Here is a 26096-nt window from a genome sequence, read left to right as displayed (position 1 = left end):
CAGGGGATCACGTATGCGCATCGCCGGGTCTGGCCTGTTCGTGCCGTCCTTGCTAACAGGTTAGTGACCTGCACATGCATAAACACGGCCGGCAGCAAGACAGAACCAGAATCGTCGGCAATCCCGCTGCAGTGTCTTGCCAGCGGCAGCCCCATGCGAACCATACGCGGCGGCCACGGCACCCCGGCACCGGCCGGTGTCAGGCGCGCCCAGATCAACCAGAGAGTGCAACATGAAACGTACCTACCAACCTTCCGTTACCCGCCGCAAGCGTACCCACGGCTTCCGTGTCCGCATGAAGACCCGCGGCGGCCGTGCCGTCATCAACGCACGCCGCGCCAAGGGCCGCAAGCGCCTGGCCATCTGAGGCCGGGGCGACTGGTATGACGGCGCGCACTGCGTTGCCGTCATGGCCTGACGCCTCACCTCAGGGACGGCCGGCAGCTTGCCGCAGGGCTCAGCTAGTTAGTCAGCAGTATCTCTCGCCAGCATTGCCCAGCGTGTCTGCCCATGCCTTCCCCAAAGCCGCAAGGCTGACAAAGACGGATGAGTTTTCATCCGTTTTTGCTTTGCGGCCCCGGCGTCGCAGCCCGCATTTCGTGCTCTATGTGCGCGCCAATGACCGGCCGGAAGGCCGCCTTGGCGTGGTGGTGGGCAAGAAGTTTGCGCCGCGCGCCGCTGAGCGCAACCTGGTGAAGCGCATGGCGCGCGAGCTGTTCCGCCAGCGCCGTGAGCACCTGGCCGGGCGCGACGTACTGCTGCGCCTGCAAGCTAGGTTCCCGCGCGCGGAATTTGCGACGCGCGCGGCGGTCAGACAGGCGTGCCTGGCGGAAATCACCAGCTTGCTGGAAATTGCCGCCAGGCCGCTGCCGCCACCGCCGGCGGCAAACCCCGCTCCGCCTGCGCCACCCAGCCAGGCACCGGGCCTTCCAGCCTGACCACCCCGCCATGAAGCCGATCCTGCTAGCCCTGCTGCGTATCTACAAGATCGCCCTGAGTCCTTACCTGGGCTCGCGTTGCCGCTTCCTGCCGACCTGTTCCGACTACGCCCGCGACGCCGTCATCCATCACGGCGCCGCGCGCGGCAGCTGGATGGCCGCCTGCCGGCTGTGCCGCTGCCATCCTTTCGCCCAAGGCGGGTATGATCCCGTGCCGGGCACGGAAGCTGACGACACTGCCAGGCCGGACACCCACGCGGGCCGTTCCGTCCATGCCGCCGCAGGCCATGCGCCTGTTGCGATCCGTCTGCCCAGACCCTGATTTCTCCGACCACAGCCAGACATGGATATCAAACGCACCATCCTCTGGGTCATCTTCTCGATGTCCCTCGTGCTGCTCTACGACAACTGGCAGCGCTCCCAAGGCCATGCGTCGATGTTCTTCCCGAGCACGACCCAACAGGCCGCCTCGGCGCCCGCCGCCAGCGGCGCTGCCGCGCAGGGCGACGTGCCCAAGGCCAACGTGGCGCCAGGCGCAGCGGGTACCGCTGCCCCGGCCGCGCCGCAGGCCGCGGCCCAGCCCACCGGCGAGAAGGTCGTGGTGACCACCGACACGGTGCGCGCCGAGATCGACACCGCCGGCGGCATCGTGTCGCGCCTGGAGCTGCTGAAGGAGCATGAGAAGGACGGCAAGCCGGTGGTGCTGTTCGAGCGTGACAACGTGCGCACCTACATGGCACGCTCGGGCCTGATCGGCGGCGACCTGCCCAACCACACCACGGTGTTCACCGCCGCCCCGGGCCCGCGCACGCTGGACGGCGCCGAGCAGCTGGAAGTGGCGCTGACCGCCGAGAAGAACGGCGTGAAGCTGGTCAAGACCTATGTGTTCCGCAAGGGCAGCTATGTGGTCGACACCAAGTTCGCGGTGACCAACGCGGGTGCCGCGCCGGTCTCGCCGACGCTGTACCTGGAACTGGCGCGCGACGGCAGCAAGGTCGAGCAGTCGCAGTTCTACAGCACCTTCACCGGCCCGGCCGTCTACACCGACGCCGACAAGTACCACAAGATCGACTTCGAAGACATCGCCAAGGGCAAGGCCACCGTGCCGGCCGCCGCCAACAATGGCTGGGTGGCGATGGTGCAGCATTACTTTGCCTCGGCCTGGATCCCGCAGACCGGCAAGGAGCACAGCTTCTACGTCCAGCAGATCGATCCGCACCTGTACCGCGTGGGCGTGCAGCAGCCGCTGGGTGAACTGGCCCCGGGCGCCACGGTGACCACCGATGCACGCCTGTTCGCCGGCCCGCAGGAAGAGCACATGCTCGAGAAGATCGCCCCGGGCCTGGAGCTGGTGAAGGACTATGGCTGGCTGACCATCCTGGCCAAGCCGCTGTTCTGGCTGCTGGAGAAGCTGCACGGCTTCCTGGGCAACTGGGGCTGGTCGATCATCGCGCTGACGGTGCTGATCAAGCTGGTGTTCTTCCCGCTGTCGGCGGCGAGCTACAAGTCCATGGGCAAGATGAAGGACCTGCAGCCGCGCATGACGTCGATCCGCGAGCGTTACAAGAACGACCCGCAGAAGATGAACCAGGAGATGATGGGGCTGTACAAGACCGAGAAGGTCAACCCGCTCGGCGGCTGCCTGCCCATCGTGATCCAGATCCCGGTGTTCATCGCGCTGTACTGGGTGCTGCTGTCGTCGGTGGAAATGCGCGGCGCGCCGTGGCTGGGCTGGATCCATGACCTGTCGGTGCCGGATCCGTTCTACATTCTGCCGATCGTGATGGCCGTGTCGATGTTCGTGCAGACCAAGCTGAACCCGACCCCGCCGGACCCGGTGCAGGCCAAGGTTATGATGATCATGCCGCTGGTGTTCTCGGTGATGTTCTTCTTCTTCCCGGCGGGCCTGGTGCTGTACTGGGTGGTGAACAACATCCTGTCGATCGCCCAGCAATGGCAGATCAACCGCATGCTCGGCAAGGGCAAGGCGGCAGTGGTGGCGAAGAGCTGAAGCTGTTGCAGGTTGCGGTAAGCAAAAAAGCCCGGCAGTGATGCCGGGCTTTTTGTTTGATGGATCGGGGGGCTGACAGCCATCACCCCTCATTGGCCACGGCCCGCCTATAGCGCAACCATGTCGAAATCCGCTTTCGCCATGCCGCAGTCCGGGCAGCTCCACTCCAGCGGGACCGCGCCCCACGGTGTGCCGGGCGCGATCCCGTGCTCGGGCATGCCGAGCGCTTCTTCATAAACGAATCCACAGATACGGCACTGCCAGATGGTCATGCGGCCCCCCGCAGCGAGGGCGCACGGGTGGAGACGCCGGCGGCGCGCGCGGTGTTTTCGATCTCTTCGACCAGCGGGGCGATGCGCGCCAGCTCGGCGCGGTTGTCGTCGTCCCACGGATGGAAGCCCGGGCGGAAGTAGCTGAGCCATTCCGGGATCATCTTGGGCAGCACGCCGGGCGAGGCCCACAAAAAGCGCAACACGCCGCCAAACCCGGTCAGCTTGTTGCGGCAGCCCTTGTCGCCCATCACCAGCGCGATGTGGAACACGAACACCATGGCCCAGAACGTTACCGTGGTGGTCAGCATGGTGAAGGTGCGCAGGAAGTAGCGGTAGGGGCCGGGCTTCATCACCGTGTTCCAGACATCGTAGGCCACGGCCTTGTGCTCGGTTTCTTCCAGTGCGTGCCAGGTCCACACCTGCCGGTAGCCGGTCTCAGAGGCCGCGCCCATGTGGCGCGGATCCTGCAGCAGGCCGCCGGCCAGCATGGCGGTGTAGTGCTCCAGCGCGATGGTGTGGGCCAGCTGCCAGGACTTGGGCAGGATCTTGCGCAGCAGGTCCAGCAGCTTCCACACCGAGCGGTCCAGCGCCGCGGCGGGCAGGCCGGCGTCTTCCATCAGCCGGTTGTAGAGGATGTGCTCGCGCGTGTGCATCGCTTCCTGGCCGATAAAGCCGGCGATGGCGCGGCTCAGTCCGGGGTCTTTCACCTGGTCGCGGTAGTTGCGCACGCTGTCCATGAAGAAGCGCTCCCCGGCGGGGAAGAAGATCGACAGCGCGTTGATGAAATGGGTGACGTGACGGCCCCGTTCGTGCCAGTCGCTGATGCGTTCTGGCGGCAGGTGGGGATGCACGTCGCGGCGGACTGGCATCATGGCGGTCTCCTTGGGTGACGGCCGGCGCGTGTTGCGCCGGCGGGGATTTATTGGGCGGCCAGGAACGGCAGCAGGTCTGCGGCCACGCGTTGCGGGTCTTCTTCCATCGGCACATGGCCAAGCCCCGCGTAGCGGCGCAGCTGCGCGCCGGGGATGCGCTCGGTGAAGGCCTGCGCGTGCGCGGGCGGGATCCAGCGGTCGCGCTCGCCCCACAGCACCAGCGTGGGCGCGCGCACGCTGCCGAGCAGGTGGGTGTCAAGCTGGGCAAAGTCGAGCCTGGGCACCATCTTGCCGACGGCCTCGCGGCTGCCTTCGGCGTAGAAGAAATCGACGTAGCGGCGGAAGGTGGACTCCGGCACGCGTGAAGCATCGCCATAGACGTCGCGCGTGGCGGCGCGGATGATGAACTCCGGCAGCATCCACGGTGCCGACCAGCGCACCGGCGCATGGCGGAACAGGTCGATGTAGATCGGCAGCCGCATCGGGAAGCCGGCGGCGTCGATCAGCACCAGCTTGTCGACCGCATCGGGCCGGCGCACCGCCAGGTCCCACGCGATCAGCCCGCCCAGCGAGTTGCCGATGATGCTGGCGCGGCGCACGTTCACCGCGGCCAGGAAGGCATCGATGAAGTCGCGGTAGCGGTGCACGTCCATGGTTTCGATGCGGCCGCGCGCATCGCGCAGCGGCCCGGTCAGCCCGAACGGGGCGAGGTCCAGCCGCAGCACGCGATAGCGCTGCGCCAGCGCCGGCACGATCCCCTGCCACGTATGCAGCGAAGCGCCGAAGCCGTGGATCAGCACCAGGGTCTCGCCGTCGGCGGGGCCTTCGTCGGTGTAGTGCACCATCGCATCCAGCACGCGCACCCAGCGCGAGGCCGGCAGCGCATGGCGCTGCGCCAGCGTGGCGCGCGACAGGCTGAACAGCCCTACGCGGCCCTGCCCGAACCAGCGCGTCAGCGCCCCCGGTGGCGCCAGCAGCGCAGCATCCTGTTCGATCGCGAGCCGGTTCACGGGCGCTCTCCCTGGCCGACCGAGGCCGGTGACGCAACCGGGCCCAGATCGCGCTTGCGGCGCGTCTCGCGCACCACCAGCGACTGGTAGGCGGCGGGCAGCAGCCGCGCCATGGCATCGGCGGCGTAGGCGTCGGGTCCGATCAGCACGCGCCGGCGGTTGCGGCGCACGCCTTCCAGGATCACGCGCGCGGCCTTGTCGGGCGAGGTAATGAAGAATTTCTCGAACTCATCCTTGCCGTGCTGCGCGTCGCGCACCAGGAAGCCGTTGACGCTGGATGACACGCGGCTGGCCTGGGCGATATTGGTCTTGATGCCGCCCGGGTGCACGGTGGTGGCCGACACGCCGCAGTCCATCAGGTCCAGCTCCTGCCGCAGCGATTCGGTGAAGCCGCGCACCGCGTACTTGCTGGCGTTGTAGGCGCCCATGCCGGGCTGGGCGAAGATGCCGAAGATGCTCGACGTATTGACCACGTGGCCGTCACCGTTGGCCTTCAGGTACGGCAGGAAGGCCTTGGTGCCGTAGACCACGCCCCAGAAGTTGATGCCCATGATCCATTCCAGGTCGTCGTAGCTCATGCCCTCGACGGTGCTGGACAGCGCCACGCCGGCGTTGTTGAAGATCAGGTTGATGCGGCCGTGGGCCTCGGCGGCCGCGGCGGCCCACGCGTAGACCGCGGCGCGGTCGGCCACATCCACGGTGTGCTGGGTGATGCGGGCCTGCGGTGCGGCGGCCATGGCCTGGGCCACGGTCTGCGCCAGCCCGGCCTCGTTGCGGTCTGACAGCGCCAGGTGGCAGCCCTGCCGTGCCAGCGCCACCGCCAGCGCGCGGCCGATGCCCGAGCCGGCGCCGGTGATCGCGGCAACCTTGTTGCGGAAGTCCTTCATGTCCGGTCTCCTTCCGGTGATGTCGTTCTTTTGGGTGTGAACCAGGGGGAATGCGTGTGCGTCAGGCACCGGCGACCGTGGCGATATCGGCCGGCCCGGGCTGCATTGCGGTGTCGTCCGGCAATGCGCGCCGCACCGGGTACAGGTCGTAGTCGGTCATGCGAAAGCTGGCCGTGGCGCGGCGGAACTGCCAGGTGAAGCCCGGCCACAGCGTGGTGTTGCGGCCGCTGCGCGGGTCGATGTACCAGCTGGCGCAGCCGCCGGCGGACCAGATCGCATGGCCCAGCCGCGCCTGCAGCCGTTCGTTGAAGCGGCGCTGCACCGGCTCGCGCACGTCCACCGCCTGCACGCCTTCGCGGCGCATCTGCTGCAGGGCGTCCGCGATGTAGGCCACCTGCGACTCGATCATGAACACCATCGAGCTGTGGCCCAGGCCGGTATTGGGGCCGACCACGAAGAACAGGTTGGGGAAGCCCGCCACGGTGGTGCCCAGGTAGGCCTGCGCGCCGTCGCGCCAGGCATCGACCAGGTCCACGCCGTCAAGGCCGGAGATCACGCCGCGCGGCAGCGGGTCGGTGGCATGGAAGCCGGTGCCCAGGATGATGCAGTCCGCGGGCCGGCGCGTGCCGTCGCGCAGCACCACCGCGTCGCGCTCAACGCGGGCGATGCCGGTGGTGACCACGTCCACGTTGTCGCGCGTCAGCGCCGGGTAGTAGTCGTTGGAGATCAGCACGCGCTTGCAGCCGATGGTGTAGTCCGGCGTCAGCGTTGCGCGCAAGGCGGGGTCGCGCACCTGCCTGGCCAGATGGCGGCGCGCGACGCGCTCCACCACCTTCATGATCTTCGGATGCAGCACGAAGCCCAGCACGCGCGATTCCAGCATCCAGTAGATGCCGGTGCGCACCAGCGTCTGCGTGAACGGCAGGCGGCGGAACAGCCAGCGCTCGGTCGCGCTGACCTCGCGGTCCGGCTTGGGCATGATCCACGGCGGGGTGCGCTGGTACAGGTCCAGCTGCGCCACCTGGGGCGCGATCTGCGGCACGAACTGGATCGCGCTGGCGCCGGTGCCGATCACCGCCACGCGCTTGCCAGCGAGCGCATAGGCGTGGTTCCAGTGCTGCGAGTGGAAGCACTCACCCTCGAACGAATCCAGCCCCGGGATATTGGGGTAGGAAGGCCGGCTCAACCCGCCCATGCCGGAGACCAGCACGCGCGCCCGCACCACCTTGCCGTCTGCCATCTCCAGGCGCCACACCTGCGCGGCCTCGTCCCAGGCGGCGTGGCGCAGTTCATGGTGCAGCCGCAGGTGCGGGCGCAGGCCGAAGCGGTCGGTGCAGCCTTCCAGGTAGGCGCGGATCTCCGGCTGGGTCGAGAACATGCGCGACCAGTCGGGGTTCGGCGCGAATGAAAAGGAATACAGGTGCGACTGCACATCGCAGGCGCAGCCCGGGTAGTGGTTGTCGCGCCAGGTGCCGCCGACGGAGCCGGCTTTCTCGAAGATCAGGAAGTTGCGCTCGCCGCGTTCGCGCAGCCGTATCGCCATGCCGAGGCCGGCAAAGCCACTGCCGATGATGGCAATGTCTGTGTGCTCAAGGGCAGGGGATGCCTGCTGCGGCAGCTCCGCGGGTGCATTCATGGGCGTTCCTCACCGTTATTACAGTGTTTATTGTGACATTGATGGATGTCATCGTAGGAAGCGCAGGGCAGGTGGTCAATGCCGTGAGTTGAAGGATGGTTCTAATTTTTGGGGATTTCCAGCGGCGTTTCGCGCACATAAAACAAGGCGATGCCACCCCGCAGGCGCTTGCGCCATGGGATTCGGTCGTGTGTTTGAAACCGGGAGATTTTTTTCAGGCTTCGCGGATCACGAAGGCGTGGCCGCAACATTCAGGCGCTAGGCGCCCTGTCCCTTGCGGCGCCAGCCGTGCGGCGTTTCACCGGTCCAGCGCTTGAAGGCGTGGGTGAAGGCACTCTGCTCGGAATAGCCGAGCCGCATCGCGCACTGCGCCAGGCTGATGCCGGGATCGGCAAGATACTGCTCCGCCAGCGCGCGCCGCACGTTATCCACAAGCTGTGAATAACTGATGCCCTGCGCCTGCAGCCGCCGCTGCAGGGTGCGCACGGGCAGGCTCATGTGCGCGGCCACGTCGGCAATCGGCAGTTCGCCCTGCGGCAGCCGCCCGCTGATATAGGCACGCGCCTGCGCCAAGGCGTCGGCCCCGGCCGGCGCGATCTGCTGCAGCTGGGTATCGGCGATGCGCGTCATCTGCGCCTGCATGCCCGCGTCGGCCTGCAGCGACGGCAGGTCCAGCAAGGCCCGTTCGATATGCATGGCATGGCGCGCGGCGTTGAAGACCACGGGGCAGCCGAACACGTCGGCATGCAGGCGGGTATCGGCCGGCGCGGGATGCGGGAATTCCACCTGGGTGGCCACGTGCTGCTCACCGATCAGCCAGCGCGCGAACACCACCCAGGTTGCCATGTGCAGCTCATGCGCATGGCGCGACAGCGGGCCATGCCGGGCTTCCCAGGTCATGCAGGCGGCATGCGGCGTTTCGATCAGGCGGGTGCCGCCGATATCGTTGGCCAGCACCTCATAGCGGATGCCTTGCAGGATGGCGTCGCGCACGGTGGGCGTGGTCAGCACCACGTAGCCCATCTCGGCATAGTGGCGCGGCGCGAAGGCGGCGCCGGCGCGCAGGCCGACATCGGGATCGCCGGTGACCTGCTCCAGCCAGTCGAGCAGCGCCAGGTAGGCGGCACCGGGAATGCGCGTGGCGGTCTGCGCACCGGTGGCATGCAGCAGCTCGGGCGGCACGCCGACGGCGCGCAGCTGTTCGGCCGGGGCAATGCCCTGGCGCGCGCCGTGGTCGAGCACGGCGCGGAGGTAGGCAAGCGAGACGGTGCCCAATGCGGTGCCCGCTTGCGTACCACTGGCACCGCCGTCGGGCTGGTTGGCGCGTGGCATCAATTCACCTGTCGTGCGGGATCAAGACCGGGCACCGATCTTTATCCATACTCCGGGTAGCGTCAATGCGGGCCTGCCCCGCCTGAATACAAGAGACCGACGCAAGGAGACAACATGGCCCCCAATCATCCACACCGCCGTGCGGATGCCGATGCCGAGGCGCTGCACGCGCTGACGCGGCGCGGCTTCCTGAAAGTCGGCCTCGGCTTCTCGGCCGCGCTGGCCTGTACCGCGCTGGTGCCGTCGCTGGCCGGCTGCTCATCGGCCCATCCCGCGCCGCAGGCCGGCATGACCTGGCTGCGCCCGGAAGACGTGGCGATGTTGCGCGCGCTGCTGCCGGCCATCGTCACCGAGCTGGCCGAAGCGCCGCCGCCACGGCGCGCGGCCCTGGAGCAGGACGCGCTGCGCAATATCGACGCGACCTGCGCCGCCATGGGCGCGGGCGCGCAAGCCGAGCTGCGCAAGCTGTTCGGACTGCTGGCCAGCATGCCGCTGCGCTGGGCGCTGACCGGCATCCGCCAGGACTGGAGCGCGGCCACGCCCACGCAGGTGCAGGCCTTCCTGGCGCGCTGGCGCGCCAGCCGCCTGGCCACGCTCAATGCCGGCGCGGTGGTGCTGGTCAAGCTCATCAGCGTGAGCTACTACGTGTTGCCGGCCGCATGGGCGGGCAGCGGCTATCCCGGCCCGAACGCGGCCGTCTACAAGGCGCTGCACGCCTGATCCCCGACATGGCCATCGACAATCTCTACGACGCCGGCATCGCCGCCGGCTGGAAGGTACTGGACGCTGCCACCTTCACCACCACGCGCACGCTCGATGCCGACGTCGTCATCGTCGGCAGCGGCGCGGGCGGCGGCATCAGCGCCGAGGCGCTCAGCCGCGCGGGCCTGCGCGTGGTGCTGCTGGAAGAGGGGGCGCTGCGCACCTCGGACAGCTTCCGCGACATGGACGAGAACCGCGCCTATCGCGAGCTGTACCAGGAGGCCGCGGCCCGCACCACGGCCGACGGCGCCATCGCCATCCTGCAGGGCCGCTCCGTCGGCGGCAGCACCACGGTCAACTGGTCGTCGAGCTTCCGCACGCCGCCGCAGACGCTGGCGCACTGGGCCACGCATCACGCCGTCACCGGACACAGCGAGGCCGACATGGCGCCGTGGTTCAGGAAAGTGGAAGAGCGCCTGGGCATCGCGCCCTGGGCGATGGCGCCCAATCCCAACAACGACGTGCTCAAGCGCGGCTGCGAGACGCTGGGCTGGGAATGGCACGTGATCCCGCGCAATGTGAAGGGCTGCTGGAACTCCGGCTATTGCGGGCTGGGCTGCCCGGTCAATGCCAAGCAGTCGATGCTGGTATCGACCATCCCCGCGGCACTGGCCAGCGGCGCGACGCTGGTGCACCGCGTGCGCGTGCGCACGCTGGACCATGACGGCAAGCGCGTGCAGTCGGTCACCGGCGAGGCGCTGGGCGCCGATGGCTACACGCCCACCGGCGTCGGCGTGATCGTGCGGGCCAGGCACTTCATCGCCGCCGGCGGCGCCATCAACACGCCGGCGCTGCTGCTGCGCTCGCGCGTGCCGGACCCGCATGAGCGGCTGGGACTACGCACGTTTATCCATCCGGTGAATATCACCATCGCAAAAATGCCGGAGCGCATTGATCCTTATTATGGCGCACCGCAGTCGATCGCTTCCGACCACTTCCAGTGGAAGGACGGTGCGACCGGGCCGATGGGCTACAAGCTGGAGGTGCCGCCGCTGTTCCCCGGCATCAGCGCGGGCGTGGTCAACGGCGTGGGCGAGGCGCTGCGCCGCGACATGGCGCAACTGCCCCATACCAACGCCATGCTGGCACTGCTGCGCGACGGCTTCGTGCCAGAGAGCGCGGGCGGGCGCGTGCGGCTGGCGCCCGACGGCAGCCCGCTGCTGGACTATGAGATGAGCGACTACGCCTGGGACGGCGTGCGGCGCGCATGGCTGAGCATGGCGCAGGCGCAGTTTGCGGCCGGTGCGGAGCGCGTGCGGCCCGCCCACCTGGACGCCGCCGAGTATCGCAGCTGGCCCGAGGCGCGCGACGCCATCGCGCAACTGCCGCTCAAGCCTTTCCGCACCGCGCTGTTCACCGCGCACCTGATGGGCGGCTGCGGCATGAGCGACGATGCGCGCGGCGGCGTGGTGGACAGCCATGGCAACCACCACCAGCTGGCCAACCTGTCGGTGTTCGACGGCTCGGTGTTCCCGACCAGCGTGGGGGCCAATCCCCAATTGTCGGTGTTCGCGCTGACGGCGCAGAATGCGGACGCGCTGGCACGGAGCCTCACGTCATGAGGTATTGGCCGCGCAAGCCTGCAATGTCCTGCATTGCAGGCATCCGGCATGCCTGCTTCATGCAGGTTGCCGGCGACATTGTTGTGCGATTCCCCACACCAGTGGCGCAATTAGAATGTCCACTCCAATTCAGCTCTTGTGAAACGCTCGAAGCGGTGGATAGGCTTCGTACAGCTGTTTCAAGCATCCGTATGCCGTCAGAGCAGGGAGCGGAACAGCGTAGCAAATTGCTAAGGGGTTTAAGGCAGCAACGAAGAGAGACGCCCCCATGAAGACCGGCAAAAGCTCGGCAGGAGACACCAAGGCCCGGATTCTCGACGCCACGGAAAAGTTGTTTACCGAGGTCGGCTATGAAGCCACCTCGCTCAGGCAGGTCACGTCGCGCGCCATCGTCAACCTGGCCGCCGTGAACTACCACTTCCGCAGCAAAGACATCATGATGCACGCCGTGCTGAGCCGGCGGCTGGATCCGCTCAACGCGCGGCGCCTGGCGCTGCTTGATGCGTGCGAAGCGCGCTGGCCCGGCAACAGCATCCGCTGCGAGCACGTGATGGGCGCGCTGTTCGTGCCCGCGCTGCAGATGGCACGCGACCCGTCGGTGGGCGGGCCGTCGTTCCTGCGGCTGCTCGGGCGCGTGTATTCGGATACCTCGCCCTTTATCCAGCAATACCTGCTGGAGCACTACGCCCCGGTGTACGGGCGCTTCTTCGACGCCTTCTCGCGCGCCATTCCGGCGCTGCCGCGGCATGAGCTCGGCTGGCGCCTGCAGTTTGCGCTCAAGGCGCTGGCCGGCGTGCTGGCCGGCGAAGAGCTCACCAACCTGCTGCCCGCGTTCACGCAGGGCCGGCAGATGAGCGATGCGCACGTGCTGGCCCAGCTCACCGCCATGGTGGAAGCCGTGCTGAACGTGGCGCAACCCAGTGCGGACGACTTCTCGGCCCTGCAGTCGGTGTTCGAGCTTGGCGAGCAGCAGCAGGCCAGGGAGCGCGCCAGCAGGCTGGCCGCGGCGCAGTCTGCCGATGAACTGAGTGCCAGTTGCGCCGCGATGGCGGCAACCATGGGCGATGCGGCCAGCCAGACCGCCGCCGCCCTCGGCAAGGCCCGCATCAGCGCACGCACCGTGCGCAATGAGGGCACCAAACGCTCAGCCGTGACCAGCATGCCGGTCCGCGCGCGCGAGCAAACCGTGAGCTTCCCCAGCAACCCGCTGGATGACTGGATGCGAATGCGCACCAGGACATAGCGGCGCGCGCCGCACCCGGTTACCGCCGGGGCGGCGCCACCGCCCTCACGCAAAAACTGAACCGTCGATCCATCCAGCGAGGCCACGCACAGGCCCCGCGGACCCCGTGCGCCTTATCGGATTTCCCAAGGGCGCGGCGGTGGCCCCGTTCGCCCTGCGCTGCCCGCGCTCCGCCTCCTGGCGGACATCTTGAGGAGGAAGCTGCCATGTCGATCCAACCGCTTTACCTTGCCGCCGTCGCCGGTGCCGTCATCGGACTGCTGGCTGCGCCACTGGCCATGCCCCCCGTGGCCATGGCCCAGACGGCCACAACCACCGCCGCCGCGGGCACGGGCTATGACGGCCAGACATCCGCACAGCAAGCCGCACTGTTCTCGCGCCAGGTCGCCAGCGGCGAACTCGCGCGGCTGTCCGATGAGCAGGTGCTGGCCGTGTTCCACGCGCTGCAGCCGGATGCACTGCTGAAATGGGCGCGCGCCGAGATGAACCGCTATCCCGAGTACGAGTACTGGATGTCGCGCCAGGAACGGCTCAACAACCAGTGGCAGGACCAGCCCGCCAGGATGCAGATCCGCTACCGCCACCAGCCGCGCCAGCTCTATGCCAAGTGGCTGCCCGGCGGCGCGCAGTCGGGACAGGAAATCATCTACGACGAGACCCGCCGCAAGGACGAGATGTACGGCCACCTGGGCGGCGTGCTGGGCTTCACCTCGATGTGGATTGCGCTGGACGGCACCCTGGCGCGCTCGCAGTCCAACCACACCGTGCGCGACCTGGGCTTCCAGTTCGTGCTGTCGATGCTGGAGCGCGATGCCAGGTCGCTGCGGGCCGCCGGCCTGTCCGAGAAGTACAGCAAGGCCGAGATCGTGCAGGAGCAGGGCGTGCGCATGGTGGCGCTGACCTGGGACCTGCCGGCCGGCGCGCCGCAGTACTACGCCAAGAAGGTGCAGCTGATGCTGGACCTGAAGCATCCGTATATCCGCGTGGAAACCGCCTGGGATGCCGACGGCAACATGGTCGAGAAGATCGTGTTCGACAAGCTGGTGCGCAAGACCTTCGAGGCCTCGGCGTTCGATCCGGCCAATCCTGACTATCGCTTCTGAGATGCGGCAAAGCGGCGCGCACCGTGCGTTTGAATCGGTGGCCGCGCCGCTTTGCCGCGCAGTCCGTGCAACACCCGCAATCCACCGCCACGTGCGGCATGCACGCCAGGCGCGCCTGTTTGGAACGGCCGCTCTATTGACGCAAAAACACGTGAGCGGCGAGAGTCGCCGCACCCGGGAGGGATCCGGCCGCAGAGCCGGACACCAGATCCAGAACCAGGGGTCGCCAAGAAAAAATCAGGAGACAGGCAATGACCATGTCGATGCTTCGACGCAGCACTTTGGTTTTGACAGGGGTGAGCCTTGCCGCGGCGCTGGCCGGCTGCGGTGGCGGCGGCGGCGATGAAGAGGCGCCGCGCGCCGGCACGCAGGCACCGCAATGCGCTGACACGGGCACGTGCCCCGCGCAGGGGCCGGTCACCATCGGCGGCCCGCCGGGGTCGTTGTGCCCGGCGGCACTGGACTACAGCACCACCTTCACCGGCGGCTCCGGCGCGGGCGAACTGGTGAAGCTGCGCTTCGACACCGCGGCCCACACCTACCAGCTGGAGATCATCGAGTCGCCGGTGCCCAAGCAACCCGGCAGCGTCAGCCCGACGCGCGCGGGCGTGACTTTCACCGGCACCTTCGCCAACCTGACCTCGCTGCCGACCGCCGAGCAGAACCGCTGCGCAGTCGCGCTGCAGACGGCCACCGCATCCGACGGCACCTCGCAGGCCAATATCGACAGCGCCAGGCCGCCGGTGATCTTCCTGGGCAATGGCGTTGCCGGCGGCGGCATCCCCGGTGCCACCATCTCCTATCCGGGCGTGCTCGGGCTGGGTGCGATCCCGGCCACCACGTTCCCGTTCTACCCGGTGCTGGCATTCGCACAGACCGAGACCGACTTCACCAGGGTGGCCGGCAGCTACAACCTGCTGGGCTACCACCAGGTGCCGTCCGGCGGCTCGCTGACTTCGTCGAGCCACTTCACGCCCGCGACCGCGCAGACCACCGAGACGCTGAACGCCGACGGCAGCTGCACGGCCGCGGCCGGCAGCTGCCTCAGCACCGGCAACAGCTGGAAGCTGCGCAGCGCCGACGGTGCCTTCGAAAGCAGCAATGCCGATGGCAGCCGCCGTTACCCGTCGTTCCAGAGTGCTGCCATCACCAGCAACAACGCCAGCCGCGCCAAGGGGCTGATGGTGGTGGGCAAGCTCAACGGCGCACTGGTGCCGCTGCTGGTGCGCACCGGCTACGCGCAGATCTCGCTGCTGCCACTGACGGTCAATGTCGACGACGAATCGGGCCTGGCACTGATGGCGCCGGCGAAGGCACTGGCCAGCGGCCAGCTTGACGGCGGCTATATCGGCTCGGGCAGCGACTTTGTCTACACCGCCTCGCTGGTCAAGGGCGCGCGCGTGGAGCTGCTGGACCCGATGACGATGAACCAGACCGGTGCCTTCCAGCTCGACTTCACGCAGAACGCGCCGGGAATGATCGCCACCACCGACAACAGCGGCACCACCGGTGCGCTGATTGCCAGCGGGCGCGTGTTCAGCCACCTGTCCGGCACCGGCAGCGCCAGCCCGACCTTCCGCGTCGGCGTGCTGGCAGCACCCTGAGTCCACCAAGAACACACAAAACCGAGGAGACCACGCCATGCAACCCCTTCGACTGATCCTGCCGCGGGCCTCGCGCCCATCCACGGTGCCGGCGCGTGCGCTGGCCGTGGCCGCCACCGCCATGCTCGCCGCCTGCGGTGGCGGCGGCGGCGACGACGCGCCGTCCACGCCGGCCGCGGTGCAGACGCGGCTGTGCCCGGCAGCGCTCGACTACTCCACCACCTTTACCGGCGGCACCGGCTCCGGCGAGCTGGTGAAGGTGCAGATCGACACCACCAAAAAGACCTGGCAGGTGACCTTCGTGGACTCGTCGGTGCCGCGCCAGACCGGCACCGTGCAGCCCACGCGCAGCGATCCCACCAACGGGCAGAACGTGATGCGCGGCACGCTGAAGGCGGAGACGGGGTTGCCGACCGAGAAGCTCAACCAGTGCGCGTTCGAGCTGAGCGGCGCCAGCCTCGATCCGAACCGTCCGGCCAAGCTCTTCGTCGGCGAAGGCGTGGTGGGCGGCACCATCCCGGGCGCGCGCATCCAGTTCAACGGCGTGCTGGGCGCCGGCGCGGTGCCGGACACCACCTTCCCGTATTTCCAGTTCATCGGCTTCGCGCAGACCGAGACCGACCTGTCGAAGATTGCCGGCCAGTACAACGGCACGGGCTTCCACGAGGTGCCGTCCAAGCAGTTCCAGCTGGTGGCGCAGGACTACCGCATGGCGCTGGCTGCCGATGGTTCCTTCACCGTCTGCGACAACGCCACCAACACGTGCGAGCGCAAGGGCAACAACTTCGTGCCGCAGGCGAGCGGCGCGCTGCTGTCGACCAACTACAAGGCCGAGAGCCAGCCGCCCACGCTGGGCGGCACGCTGGGCAAGGCCTACCTGATCGTGGGCAAGCTGCGCGGCCAGCTGGTGCCGGTCATGATCCGCGTGGGCTATGCCAATGACACGCTCGCCAACGGCCCGCTTGGTGCCGACGACGAGATCGGCATCGGCATGATGGCGCCGGCGGTAGCGCTTACTGAAGGCACGGTCAACGGCGAATACGTCGGCGTGGACAGCAACTTCAACTACCGCGTGACGGCACTGGTCGGCGCCGCGGCCACCATGATGGATCCGTTCCGGCCGCATGATGCCTCGCTCGCCATCCCGTACCGGCTGGATTTCTCGCAGCAGGTGCCGGGCGTGGTCCGCACGTCGCGGCGCGATGCGCCTGCAGGCTCGGCGCCGACCGGCAAGCTGATGTTCACCGGCGGCGTGTTCGGCTTCCTGGAACAGCGCGACAGCGGCCCGTACTTCACCGTCGGCGCATTCGTGCAGTAAGCACGCTGCCAGGCCCGGGCCATCGCAGCCCGGGCCACTGCGCCACGATCCGACCATACAGAGACATCCACTGCCGGGGACACAAGATGAAAACCATACGCCTCACGCTCACACTGATGCTGGCCGCGCTGGCCAGCTTCGCCCTGCCTGCCCACGCCCAGAAGAAGGGCGACAACGTGGTATCCGCGGGCTGGTTCCATATCCAGACCCACGGCCAGAGCGCTCCGCTGACTACCACCTTGCTCGACGTGCCGATCAACTACCCGCTCGGGCTGCCGTCCAGCTTCACCGCACCGGGCAGCAGCATCTCGTCATCCAACGCCAATACGCTGGGGCTGACCTTCAGCCACTTCGTCTCCGACCATATCGCGATCACCGCGGTGGGCGGCATCCCGCCGGAGTTCAAGCTCTACGGCCACGGCGAACTGATCCCGCCCGGCCCGGCCGGAGCGCTCGGGCGCCAGAGCCTGGGCGATCCGTCGCTGAACCCCATCGTCACCAAGGCACGCCAGTGGAGCCCGGCGGCGATGGTGCAGTACCACTTCCTGGATCCGGGCACGCGCTTCCGCCCGTTCCTGGGGTTGGGGGTGTCGTACAACTTTTTTACCAACATCGAGGTCAATCCGGCGTTTGCGAGCTCGGTCAACAACAACCTCGGCGCGATCCTGGCGGCGGGGGCGGGCATCCCAGGTCCGACTTCGGTGGGTGCGGATGCGTCGTCGTCATGGGCGCCCGTGTTCAATATCGGCGGCACCTACAACTTCGACGAGCATTGGGGGCTGACGGCGGCGGTAACTTATATCCCGCTGAAGACGACGTCGACGATGACGATCAAGGCGGCCGACGGGACCGTGCTGTCGACCTCGAAGACCAAGCTGGAGCCGAATCCGCTGGTGTTCTTCCTGGCGGCTTCGTACAAGTTCTGACGCTGAAAGAAAAAAACGACGCGCCTGAGCGCGTCGTTTTTTATTGCTGCAACGGCAAGCGGCAACCTTTACTGCGTCACCGTCCCCGGTTGCGCAGGCGTCGCCTGCTGCGCCACCGGACTGTTTTCCTGCAAGCCACCGCCCAGCGACCGGTACAGGTCGATCGCGTTGTTCAGCCGCAGCTGCCGCGCCTGGATCAGCGCCTGCTCGGCGGTGAACAGCTGGCGCTGCGCATCGAGTTCGTCCAGGTAGCTGGCCACGCCGCTGCGGAACCGCAGGCGCGCCAGCTCGTAGCGCGCGGCTTCGGCGTTGCGCACCTCTTCCTGGCCGGAGACCTGGTCTTCCAGCGTGCCGCGTGCTACCAGCGCATCCGCCACTTCCGCGAAGGCCGTCTGGATGGTCTTCTCGTAGTTGGCGATCTGGATGTTCTTGCGCACGTTGGCCAGGTCCAGGTTGGACTTGTTGCGGCCATAGTCGAAGATCGGCAGCGTCAGTTGCGGCGCGAACGACCACGCCTTGGTGCCGGCATCGAACAGGTTCGAGAACGTCGGGCTGATGGTGCCAACGCTGGTGGTCAGCGTGATGCGCGGGAAGAACGCCGCGCGTGCCGCGCCGATATTCGCGTTGGCCGACAGCAACTGCTGTTCGGCCTGGCGGATGTCCGGGCGTTGCTCCAGCAGGTCCGACGGCAAGCCCGCGGGGATATCGCTGATGATGCGTTCGTCCGACAGCCGCATCGGCTCAGGCAGGTTCCCGATGCTGCCGATGGGCTTGCCCACCAGCACTTCAAGCGCGTTCTGCGCCTGCGCGCGCTGGCGTGCTAGCTGCGCGGCGGCGACACGCGCCTGGGCCACCAGCGACTCGTTGTCGCGCAGGTCCAGCGCGGATGTGGCGCCGACGTCGAAGCGCTGCTTGGCGAGCCCATAGGTGCTCTCGCGCGCCTTGAGCGTGTCCCGCGCAATTTCGTACTGCTCGGCGAAGGAACGCTCGGACAGATAGGCCTTGGCCACTTCCGACACCAGCGAGATATACGCCGAACGATGCGCCTCTTCGGTGGAGAAGTACTGCGCCAGCGCCGCGTTCGACAGGCTGCGCACGCGGCCGAAGAAGTCGAGCTCGTAGGACGAGATGCCCAGGTTGGCCTGGTAGACCTGCGTCACCCCGGGCTGGCCGAGCACGGTCGAGGTCCCGGCGGCGTTGGTGCTGGCTCGGGTGTAAGCGGCGTTCGCGTTCACCGTGGGCAGCAGGTCGGCGCGCTGCACCTGGTACAGCGCGCGCGCTTCTTCGATGCGCAGCGCGGCGGTGCGCAGGTCGCGGTTATTGTCCAGCGAGGTCGCGATCAGCGACTGCAGGCGCGGGTCGCGGAAGAACTCGCGCCAGCCGATGTCGACGGCGCGGCGGGTCTCGCCGCTCTTGGCCTCGGCAGTGGCGTAGCCCTCGGGCGCCACCGGGAAGCTGTCTGCCACCGGCGGGGCAGGGCGGTCATAGTGGGGCGCGAGCGTGCACCCCGTCAGAACGCCGGCCACCAGCAGCAGTGTGGTCAGAGTCTTGGTCATGTTCAGATTTCCTCTTTCGGCTCGTGCCACTTCTGGTCGAGCATGCGCTGGCGTTTGCTGCCCTTGAAGCGCTTGCGCACCACCACGAAGAAGACCGGCACCAGGAAGATCGCCAGCACCGTGGCGGTGATCATCCCGCCAATCACGCCGGTACCGATGGCGCGCTGGCTGGCCGAACCCGCACCGGTGGCGATCGCCAGCGGCAGCACGCCCAGGATGAACGCCATCGACGTCATCAGGATCGGGCGGAAACGCAGGTGCACCGCTTCCAGCGTGGCTTCGATCAGGCCCTTGCCCTGCGCCTGCAGGTCCTTGGCGAATTCCACGATCAGGATGGCGTTCTTCGCCGACAGGCCGATCGTAGCGATCAGGCCCACCTTGAAGTACACGTCGTTGGGCATGCCGCGCAGCGTCACGCCGAGCAGCGCGCCGAGCACGCCCAGCGGCACCACCAGCAGCACCGAGAACGGGATCGACCAGCTTTCATACAGCGCGGCCAGGCACAGGAACACGATGATCAGCGACAGCGTGTACAGGATCGGTTCCTGCGAGCCGGCCAGGCGTTCTTCATAAGACTGGCCGGACCACTCGAAGCCGAAGCCCGGCGGCAGCTTGGCGAAGTTCTCTTCCATCACGCGCATGGCTTCACCGGTACTGCGGCCCGGCGCGGCCTGGCCCGCCAGCTTCACCGCCGGCATGCCGTTGTAGCGCTCCAGGCGCGGCGAGCCCATTACCCACTTGGAGGTCGCGAACGCGGCAAACGCCACCATGTCGCCGTTGTTGTTGCGCACGCGCAGCTTGGTCAGGTCGTCCGGCAGGCGGCGGTCTGAGCCTTCTGCCTGCACGATCACCTTGCGCACCCGGCCTTCATAGATGAAGTCGTTGACGTAGTTCGAGCCGAACGCAATCGACAGCGTCGAGTTGATGCTCGCCACCGTGACGCCGAGCGCCTTGGCCTTCTCGCGGTCGATGTCGATCTGCAGCTGCGGCGCATCTTCCTGGCCTTCCGGGCGCACGCCCATCAGCACCGGGCTCTGCGCGGCCATGCCGAGCATCATGTTGCGCGCTTCCATCAGCTTGGCGTGGCCCTGGCCGGTGCGGTCCTGCAGGCGGAAGTCAAAGCCCGAGGAGTTGCCCAGCTCGGAAATCGCCGGCGGGTTGAGCGGGAAGATGATCGCGTCCTTGATGAACGACAGCGCGCCGAAGGCACGGCCCACCAGCGCCTGCGCGGTCTCGCCGTCGCCGGTGCGCTCCTTCCAGTCCTTCAGGCGCACGAACGCGATACCGCCGTTCTGGCCGCGGCCGAAGAAGGAGAAGCCCGCCACCGTGATCATCTGGTCAACCACCTTGCTTTCCTTCTGCAGGTAGTAGTCCTCGATCTGCTTGAGCACGCCGATGGTACGGTCCTGGGTGGCGCCATTGGGCAGCTGCACCACGGTGATCATGTAGCCCTGGTCCTCATCGGGCAGGAACGACGACGGCAGGCGCTTGAACAGCACCACCACGCCGACGATGATGACCGCGTAGATGATCAGGTAGCGGCCGGAGCGCTTGAGGATGCGCGCGACCACGCCCTGGTAGCTGGTGGCCGAACGCGCGAAGGTGCGGTTGAACCAGCCGAAGAAGCCCGTCTTCTCATGGTGATGGCCGGCTTCCACGGGCTTGAGCAGCGTCGCGCACAGCGCCGGGGTCAGCGTCAGCGCCAGCAGCGCCGAGAATGCCATCGACGAGATCAGCGACAGCGAGAACTGGCGGTAGATGTTGCCCACCGAGCCCGAGAAGAATGCCATCGGGATGAACACCGCGGTCAGCACCAGCGTGATGCCGACGATCGCGCCGGTGATCTGGCCCATGGCCTTGCGCGTGGCCTCACGTGGCGAGAGTCCTTCCTCGCTCATGATCCGCTCGACGTTCTCGACCACCACGATGGCATCGTCCACCAGGATACCGATGGCCAGCACCATGCCGAACATGGTCAGCACGTTGATCGAGAAGCCGAACGCCAGCAGCGCGCCGAAGGTGCCCAGCAGCGCGATCGGCACCACCAGCGTCGGGATCAGCGTGGCGCGGAAGTTCTGCAGGAACAGGTACATCACCAGGAACACCAGCACCACGGCTTCGAGCAGGGTCTTGATCACTTCCTCGATCGAGATCTTGACGAAGGCCGAGGTGTCGTAAGGCACCGAGTACTGGTAGTCCGCCGGGAAGTTCTTGGACAGCTCTTCCATCTTGGCGCGCACCGCGGTGGCCGTGGCCAGCGCGTTGCCGGTCGGGGCCAGCTTGATGGCGATGGCCGCCGACGGCTTGCCGTTGGTGCGGGCCAGCGTCGAGTAGTCGGCACCGCCCAGCTCCACCCGGCCCACGTCCTTGATGCGCACCGAAGACCCGTCCGGGTTGGTGCGCAGCAGGATGTTGCCGAACTGCTCAGGCGTGGTCAGGCGGCTTTCGGTGGTGACGGTGGCGTTGAGCTCGGTGCCCTTGGGCGAGGGCGTGCCGCCCAGCTCGCCCACGGCGACCTGGATGTTCTGCTCGCCCACCGCGGCGGTGACGTCGGTCGGGGTCAGGTTGTAGCCGGTCAGCTTGGCCGGGTCCAGCCAGATCCGCATGGCGTACTCGGTGCCGAACAGGTCGGCCTGGCCCACGCCCGGCACCCGGCGGATCGAGTCGATCACCTGCGCCGAGACATAGTTGCCGAGCTGGATCGCGTCGGCCGTGCCGGACTTGGACGACACGGTCAGGAACATCATGTAGTTGTTCCCGGCCTTGTCCACGCGCACGCCCTGCTGGCGCACTTCAGCCGGCAGGCGCGCTTCCACGCGCTTGAGGCGGTTCTGCACTTCGACCGAGTTCAGGTCGACGTTCGAACCCGGCGCGAAGGCAATGGTGATGCTCGCCAGGCCGGACGACTCGCTGGTGGAGTTGTAGTAGAGCAGGTTAGGGGCGCCGTTGAGCTCCTGCTCGATCACCGAGGTGACGGAATCCTCCAGCGTCTTGGCCGACGCACCCGGGTAGGTGGCGGTGACCGAGATCGTCGGCGGGGCGATGTTCGGATATTGCGCGATCGGCAACTGCAGGATCGACAATATGCCGCCCAGCACGATGATCAGCGCGAGCACCCACGCGAACACCGGCCGGTCGATAAAAAACTTGGCCATAAACTGGCTCCCTCTTGGTCTAGCGGTCTAGCCGTATTTGCCGTATTGGTGGTACGGCAGGGTTCAGCCTTGCTTGGCGTCAGACTTGGCTTGCTGCGGGCCCTCGGCCTTGGGGGCCGAGGCCGGCGCCGCCGGGGCGGAGGCCGTCGCCGCGGCCGGTGCCGAGGCCCCGGCCGGCTTGAACGGTACCGCCCTGGCCGGCGCACCGACCTTGACCTTCTGCAGGCCTTCGACGATCACCTTCTCGCCGCCCTTCAGGCCTTCGGTCACGACCCAGCGGTCGCCAATGGCCTGCGGCGCCTTGACCGGCACCGCCGCGACATTGCCGTCCGTGCCCACCACCATCACGCTGGCACCCTGCGCGCCGCGGATCAGCGCCCGCTGCGGCACGGTCAGTGCGTTCTCGTCCACGCCCTGCTCGATCTTCACGCGCACGAAGGTGCCCGAGAGCAGCTCGCGCTTCGGGTTCGGGAACTGCGCGCGCAGCGTGATCGCGCCGGTGGTCGGGTCGACCGTCATGTCCGAGAACAGCAGCTTGCCGGTGTGCTCGTACTCGCGGCCGTCTTCCACGAACAGGCGCACGTTGGCGCCGCCGTTGACGCCCTTGACCACGCCGGACTCGATGGCGCGGCGCAGGCGCGTGACTTCCGAAGCCGGCTGGGTGAAGGTGACCCACATCGGGTCGACCTGCTCCACCAGCGCCAGCTTGGTCGCCTCGCCCTTGCCCACCAGCGCGCCCTCGGTCACCAGCGCACGGCCGGCGCGGCCGCTGATCGGCGCGGTCACGGTGGTGTAGCCCAGGTTGATCTGGGCGGTGCGCACCGCCGCCTTGGCCGAGGCCACGTCGGCGTTGGCCTGGCCGGCGGAGGCCACGGCGTCGTCGTACTCCTGCTTGCTGACCGCGTTGACGGCCACCAGGGGCTTGTAGCGATCGGCCTTCAGGCGCGCCGACACGGCGTTGGCCTCGGCGCGCTGCAGCGCGGCCTGGGCCGAAGCCAGCGTGGCCTGGTAGGGTGCCGGGTCGATGCGGAACATCACCTGGCCGGCCTTCACTTCGCCGCCTTCGGTGTAGTTGCGCGACAGCACGATGCCTTCGACGCGAGCACGCACTTCGGCCGTGCGTATGCCTTCCAGGCGGCCCGGCAGTTCATTGACGACGGCGACCGGCGACGGCGTCACGGTCACCACACCCACTTCCGGCGGCGGCGGGGCGCCGCCTTCGGCCTTCTTGTCGCCGCAGGCAACAAGCGCCACGGCAGACAGTGCCGCTAGTGCATAGGCAGCAACGCAACGGATACGTTGGGACTTCCTCATCGATAACCCCATGATGGCAATTTGAGATCTGCCGCATCGTCCCGACCTGTCATCCGACAAACGGATACGACACAGCCCGCCGCACGGTTTGCGGCGGACAAAAGCGTGATGCTAGCCACAAATCGCGGCGTCGCAGTGTCAAATGCGACGAACGGCGGCTTTTATGTAACGACTGGATTCATGACCGGCTGGCCTGCGGCAGGGATTGCCAACTGTGCTGGGTATGTCACAGAAGGCGGCTGGCCGAATGCCGGACAAGCGCGTATTATATATACATTCAAGCATGTATGTTAAGTTGATGTTGCAGAAGGGACTTTCGGCGCACAACCTGCGCCGCAGGGCCGCGGCAATACGGATCCCGCCCCCGGTCAAACCCAACCGGCCGGTCCAAATTGCTCCCCACCCGTTCGGAATCACGGCGCAAATCGCCGGCTCGGGTTAGGATGCGCGCCGTCGTATCGGCTCGCAGGCTGCAAGCACATTGGCATGTGACGACAACGACCCGCCGGCGCGTGCGCCGGCCGTGCGGCTGCCACAGCGGGGCCGCACCCAGGGAGAACCAACAAGGCTGGCCATGACGGATCCATTGCGTCATGCCGCCGGCACCAGAGACAAAAATGGTCAGACGTACCAAGGAAGAGGCGCTTGAAACGCGCCACCGGATTCTCGACGCGGCCGAAGCCGTGTTCCACGCCCGCGGCGTGGCACGCCCGTCGCTGGCGGACATCGCCGAGGCGGCGGGTGTCACGCGCGGCGCGATCTACTGGCACTTCAAGAACAAGAGCGATGTGTTCGCCGCCATGTGCGACCGCGTCAACCTGCCCGTGGAAGCGCTGTGCGACCCCGAGCGGCTCGCGCGCCAGGAAGACCCGCTGGGCGGCATCCGCGACATCTGCGCCTATGTGATGCGCCAGACCGTGGTCAACCCGCGCTGGCGCCGGGTGTTCGAGATCATCTTCCACAAGTGCGAGATGGTGCAGGACAACGGCGCCATCTTCGAGCGCCAGCGCCAGTCGCACCAGGAAGGCCTGGTCAAGATGCGCGAGCACCTGCGCCTGGCCCTGGAGCGCGGCCAGCTGCCCGCCGACCTGGACCTGGACCTGGCCGTCAATGCCTTCCATGCCGCCATCGGCGGGGTGCTGGCGCACTGGCTGTTCTCGCCCCAGGACTTCGACCTCGACGCCAACGCCGAGCGCATGTCCGACGCCTTCATCGATACCCTGAAGTTCTCGCCGGCGCTGCGCCACGGCTACGTGCCGCGCCCGATGGCGGCGCTGGACCGGGAACTGTCCACGCTGTGCCAGCAGGCCTGCCCGAACGCCCAGCCGGGCGGGCTCGATACCGGCGACCTGGTCCCCTGAGCGGCGCGCTTATCCGCGCTTATCCGCGCATGGCCTCGCGCCAGCGCGCCAGGAATGCGCGCTTGCGCATCGCGTCCTGCGCGGCCAGCAGGCCCGGGCCGACGCTGATCGGCTTGAGCGCGTAGCCCAGCCGCTCCGACAATGCCGCCGCGGTGTGCACGCTGTCGGTATCGGTGCGGATGGTGTAGAGCTGCGAGGTGGACTTGGCCAGCAGCGCCTGGCCCTCGCGCGAGAGCAGGTAGTCCAGCCACAGCCGCGCCGCATTGGGCCGCGGCGCGCGCCGGGCAATAAAGGCTACTCGCGACATCACCAGCGTGTAGTCGCGCGGGGCGATCACGTCGATGGCCGCGCCACGCTCCATCAGCGACAGCGCGTACGAACCCAGCAGGTTGTAGCCCATCACCAGCTCGCCGCTGGCGATGCGCTCGATCATCTCGGCGGTGGACGCCGACAGCTGCACCCCGGCGCGCCCCAGCGCCTGCGCCAGATACCAGAACTCACTGCCCATGCGCGCGTCCTGCTGCGCCAGCAGGTAGCCCACGCCCGAGCGCTCCACGTCATACGTCACCACCTTGCCATGCCAGCGCGGCGCGTGCTCCTGCAGCAGCCGCGCCAGCCCGCTGCGGCTGCGCGGCGGGCGCATGCCGGCCAGGTGGTGGCGGTTGTAGACGATCACCGCGGGCTCGAAGGTGGTGCCCCAGGCCTCGTCGCGCCACACCGCCCAGCCGGGCAGGCCGGCGCGCTCGGGCGAGGCGTAGCGCTGCGCATGGCCGTCGTTGACCAGCTTGATCTGCAGGTCCATCGCCGTGCTCCACAGCACGTCGGCGAAGGCCGCATCGGGCGCGGGCCGCTTGCCGCCCAGCGCCGCGGTCTCAGCCAGGAAGCGCTGGTTCAGCTCGATCGTGTTGAGATCCTGGTAGTGCACGCGGATGCCCGGGTAGCGCGCCTCGAACGCGGCGATCAGCGGCTGCGCCACTTTCAGGTCGGTCGATGCATAGACCGTGACCACGCCTTCGCGCATGGCGCCGGCGATGGTGGCGTCATACCCGGACGGATACCCCGGCGGCGGCGCCGGGGGCCTAGACTGGGCATGAAGGGGCCACGCGGCCGGCAAGGTGGCGCCGGCCAGCAGCGATGCGCCCAGCAGGCGGCGGCGCTGCCCCGAGGCAGGCGGCTCGCAAGCGCACGGCAGGGACGGCGGGGGTGGACGCGTGGGCACGGTGGTCGGAAACGG

The 26096-nt window shown here is 67.7% G+C and carries 22 protein-coding genes; 12 read left to right on the top strand and 10 right to left on the bottom strand.

All coding sequences use genetic code 11. From position 1 onward, the window contains the following. Window positions 1–232 precede the first annotated feature (232 nt). The 4 genes from rpmH to yidC all read left to right on the top strand — a co-directional run bounded on the left by rpmH (window position 233) and on the right by yidC (window position 2949). On the top strand, window positions 233–367 hold the full coding sequence (gene rpmH, locus AC1Q6V_RS28025) for a 50S ribosomal protein L34 (RefSeq protein ID WP_008650850.1): 135 nt from the start codon (window positions 233–235) through the stop codon (window positions 365–367). 133 nt (window positions 368–500) lie between these two features. Further along, a complete protein-coding gene (gene rnpA, locus AC1Q6V_RS28020; protein ID WP_136227835.1) occupies window positions 501–938 on the top strand; it encodes a ribonuclease P protein component in 438 nt (145 codons plus the stop codon). A gap of 10 nt (window positions 939–948) precedes the next feature. Next, entirely contained in the window at window positions 949–1260 is a 312-nt protein-coding gene (gene yidD, locus AC1Q6V_RS28015) for a membrane protein insertion efficiency factor YidD (protein ID WP_010811372.1), read from the top strand. Window positions 1261–1281: 21 nt separating this feature from the next. Beyond that, window positions 1282–2949, top strand: coding sequence for a membrane protein insertase YidC (gene yidC, locus AC1Q6V_RS28010; protein WP_011616294.1), 1668 nt, complete (start codon window positions 1282–1284; stop codon window positions 2947–2949). Between the two features lie 107 nt (window positions 2950–3056). Here yidC and AC1Q6V_RS28005 read toward each other — a convergent pair whose 3' ends face one another. The 6 genes from AC1Q6V_RS28005 to AC1Q6V_RS27980 form a co-directional block, all read right to left on the bottom strand. Continuing rightward, entirely contained in the window at window positions 3057–3221 is a 165-nt protein-coding gene (locus AC1Q6V_RS28005) for a rubredoxin (protein ID WP_035817912.1), read from the bottom strand. Continuing rightward, window positions 3218–4093, bottom strand: a complete 876-nt coding sequence (locus AC1Q6V_RS28000; protein WP_454750873.1) for a metal-dependent hydrolase — start codon at window positions 4091–4093, stop codon at window positions 3218–3220. Before AC1Q6V_RS28000 ends, AC1Q6V_RS28005 begins: the two co-directional genes overlap by 4 nt. Window positions 4094–4140: 47 nt before the next feature. Next, a complete protein-coding gene (locus AC1Q6V_RS27995; RefSeq protein ID WP_211980480.1) occupies window positions 4141–5103 on the bottom strand; it encodes an alpha/beta fold hydrolase in 963 nt (320 codons plus the stop codon). Continuing rightward, complete coding sequence (locus tag AC1Q6V_RS27990; protein WP_454750872.1) at window positions 5100–5990, bottom strand: SDR family NAD(P)-dependent oxidoreductase; 891 nt, start codon at window positions 5988–5990, stop codon at window positions 5100–5102. Before AC1Q6V_RS27990 ends, AC1Q6V_RS27995 begins: the two co-directional genes overlap by 4 nt. Window positions 5991–6051: 61 nt before the next feature. Then, complete coding sequence (locus AC1Q6V_RS27985; RefSeq protein ID WP_454750871.1) at window positions 6052–7626, bottom strand: flavin-containing monooxygenase; 1575 nt, start codon at window positions 7624–7626, stop codon at window positions 6052–6054. 258 nt (window positions 7627–7884) lie between these two features. Continuing rightward, window positions 7885–8958 carry an AraC family transcriptional regulator gene (locus tag AC1Q6V_RS27980; protein ID WP_454750870.1) on the bottom strand — a complete coding sequence of 358 codons (1074 nt, stop codon included), beginning with the start codon at window positions 8956–8958 and terminating at the stop codon, window positions 7885–7887. A 114-nt stretch (window positions 8959–9072) separates the two neighbouring features. Between AC1Q6V_RS27980 and AC1Q6V_RS27975 the strand changes: the two genes are divergently transcribed. The 7 genes from AC1Q6V_RS27975 (at window position 9073) to AC1Q6V_RS27945 (ending at window position 17476) form a co-directional block, all read left to right on the top strand. After that, window positions 9073–9678 (top strand): hypothetical protein, encoded by a 606-nt coding sequence (locus AC1Q6V_RS27975; protein ID WP_011616288.1) that lies wholly within the window; start codon window positions 9073–9075, stop codon window positions 9676–9678. 8 nt (window positions 9679–9686) lie between these two features. Then, on the top strand, window positions 9687–11282 hold the full coding sequence (locus AC1Q6V_RS27970; protein WP_454750869.1) for a GMC family oxidoreductase: 1596 nt from the start codon (window positions 9687–9689) through the stop codon (window positions 11280–11282). Window positions 11283–11550: 268 nt separating this feature from the next. Next, window positions 11551–12525 (top strand): TetR/AcrR family transcriptional regulator, encoded by a 975-nt coding sequence (locus AC1Q6V_RS27965; protein ID WP_454750868.1) that lies wholly within the window; start codon window positions 11551–11553, stop codon window positions 12523–12525. Window positions 12526–12731: 206 nt separating this feature from the next. Continuing rightward, window positions 12732–13628 (top strand): DUF1571 domain-containing protein, encoded by an 897-nt coding sequence (locus AC1Q6V_RS27960; protein ID WP_010811361.1) that lies wholly within the window; start codon window positions 12732–12734, stop codon window positions 13626–13628. A 251-nt stretch (window positions 13629–13879) separates the two neighbouring features. Then, window positions 13880–15232, top strand: coding sequence for a DUF2957 domain-containing protein (locus tag AC1Q6V_RS27955; RefSeq protein WP_454750867.1), 1353 nt, complete (start codon window positions 13880–13882; stop codon window positions 15230–15232). Between the two features lie 37 nt (window positions 15233–15269). Next, window positions 15270–16550, top strand: a complete 1281-nt coding sequence (locus AC1Q6V_RS27950) for a DUF2957 domain-containing protein (protein WP_439671093.1) — start codon at window positions 15270–15272, stop codon at window positions 16548–16550. An 86-nt stretch (window positions 16551–16636) separates the two neighbouring features. After that, a complete protein-coding gene (locus AC1Q6V_RS27945; RefSeq protein WP_454750866.1) occupies window positions 16637–17476 on the top strand; it encodes an OmpW/AlkL family protein in 840 nt (279 codons plus the stop codon). A gap of 68 nt (window positions 17477–17544) precedes the next feature. On the opposite strand, the gene AC1Q6V_RS27940 is transcribed toward AC1Q6V_RS27945, so the two are convergent. The 3 genes from AC1Q6V_RS27940 to AC1Q6V_RS27930 all read right to left on the bottom strand — a co-directional run bounded on the left by AC1Q6V_RS27940 (window position 17545) and on the right by AC1Q6V_RS27930 (window position 23501). Further along, window positions 17545–19032: an efflux transporter outer membrane subunit gene (locus tag AC1Q6V_RS27940; protein WP_010811357.1), complete on the bottom strand. Its 1488-nt coding sequence runs from the start codon at window positions 19030–19032 to the stop codon at window positions 17545–17547. Window positions 19033–19034: 2 nt separating this feature from the next. Further along, window positions 19035–22187, bottom strand: coding sequence for an efflux RND transporter permease subunit (locus AC1Q6V_RS27935; RefSeq protein ID WP_011616282.1), 3153 nt, complete (start codon window positions 22185–22187; stop codon window positions 19035–19037). Window positions 22188–22250: 63 nt separating this feature from the next. Further along, window positions 22251–23501, bottom strand: coding sequence for an efflux RND transporter periplasmic adaptor subunit (locus AC1Q6V_RS27930; RefSeq protein WP_011616281.1), 1251 nt, complete (start codon window positions 23499–23501; stop codon window positions 22251–22253). Window positions 23502–24118: 617 nt separating this feature from the next. Between AC1Q6V_RS27930 and AC1Q6V_RS27925 the strand changes: the two genes are divergently transcribed. Continuing rightward, window positions 24119–24862 carry a TetR family transcriptional regulator gene (locus tag AC1Q6V_RS27925; protein ID WP_010811354.1) on the top strand — a complete coding sequence of 248 codons (744 nt, stop codon included), beginning with the start codon at window positions 24119–24121 and terminating at the stop codon, window positions 24860–24862. Between the two features lie 19 nt (window positions 24863–24881). Here AC1Q6V_RS27925 and AC1Q6V_RS27920 read toward each other — a convergent pair whose 3' ends face one another. Beyond that, window positions 24882–25976, bottom strand: coding sequence for an ABC transporter substrate-binding protein (locus AC1Q6V_RS27920; protein ID WP_454750887.1), 1095 nt, complete (start codon window positions 25974–25976; stop codon window positions 24882–24884). Between the last annotated feature and the right edge of the window lie 120 nt (window positions 25977–26096).

This window comes from Cupriavidus sp. GW823-FHT07B10, assembly GCF_058794355.1.
The sequence above is the reverse complement of the archived record's forward strand: the minus strand, read 5'-3'. Positions and strand labels throughout refer to the sequence as shown.

Coding starts and splice junctions, on each gene's coding strand:
- AC1Q6V_RS27990 (WP_454750872.1), bottom strand. CDS start 5,990: ATGAAGGACTTCCGCAACAAGGTTGCCGCGATCACCGGCGCCGGCTCG.
- AC1Q6V_RS28000 (WP_454750873.1), bottom strand. CDS start 4,093: ATGATGCCAGTCCGCCGCGACGTGCATCCCCACCTGCCGCCAGAACGC.
- AC1Q6V_RS27975 (WP_011616288.1), top strand. CDS start 9,073: ATGGCCCCCAATCATCCACACCGCCGTGCGGATGCCGATGCCGAGGCG.
- AC1Q6V_RS27965 (WP_454750868.1), top strand. CDS start 11,551: ATGAAGACCGGCAAAAGCTCGGCAGGAGACACCAAGGCCCGGATTCTC.
- yidD (WP_010811372.1), top strand. CDS start 949: ATGAAGCCGATCCTGCTAGCCCTGCTGCGTATCTACAAGATCGCCCTG.
- yidC (WP_011616294.1), top strand. CDS start 1,282: ATGGATATCAAACGCACCATCCTCTGGGTCATCTTCTCGATGTCCCTC.
- rpmH (WP_008650850.1), top strand. CDS start 233: ATGAAACGTACCTACCAACCTTCCGTTACCCGCCGCAAGCGTACCCAC.
- AC1Q6V_RS27925 (WP_010811354.1), top strand. CDS start 24,119: ATGGTCAGACGTACCAAGGAAGAGGCGCTTGAAACGCGCCACCGGATT.
- AC1Q6V_RS27960 (WP_010811361.1), top strand. CDS start 12,732: ATGTCGATCCAACCGCTTTACCTTGCCGCCGTCGCCGGTGCCGTCATC.
- AC1Q6V_RS27970 (WP_454750869.1), top strand. CDS start 9,687: ATGGCCATCGACAATCTCTACGACGCCGGCATCGCCGCCGGCTGGAAG.
- AC1Q6V_RS28005 (WP_035817912.1), bottom strand. CDS start 3,221: ATGACCATCTGGCAGTGCCGTATCTGTGGATTCGTTTATGAAGAAGCG.
- AC1Q6V_RS27980 (WP_454750870.1), bottom strand. CDS start 8,958: ATGCCACGCGCCAACCAGCCCGACGGCGGTGCCAGTGGTACGCAAGCG.
- AC1Q6V_RS27935 (WP_011616282.1), bottom strand. CDS start 22,187: ATGGCCAAGTTTTTTATCGACCGGCCGGTGTTCGCGTGGGTGCTCGCG.
- AC1Q6V_RS27950 (WP_439671093.1), top strand. CDS start 15,270: ATGCAACCCCTTCGACTGATCCTGCCGCGGGCCTCGCGCCCATCCACG.
- AC1Q6V_RS27930 (WP_011616281.1), bottom strand. CDS start 23,501: ATGAGGAAGTCCCAACGTATCCGTTGCGTTGCTGCCTATGCACTAGCG.
- AC1Q6V_RS27985 (WP_454750871.1), bottom strand. CDS start 7,626: ATGAATGCACCCGCGGAGCTGCCGCAGCAGGCATCCCCTGCCCTTGAG.
- AC1Q6V_RS27955 (WP_454750867.1), top strand. CDS start 13,880: ATGACCATGTCGATGCTTCGACGCAGCACTTTGGTTTTGACAGGGGTG.
- AC1Q6V_RS27945 (WP_454750866.1), top strand. CDS start 16,637: ATGAAAACCATACGCCTCACGCTCACACTGATGCTGGCCGCGCTGGCC.
- AC1Q6V_RS27940 (WP_010811357.1), bottom strand. CDS start 19,032: ATGACCAAGACTCTGACCACACTGCTGCTGGTGGCCGGCGTTCTGACG.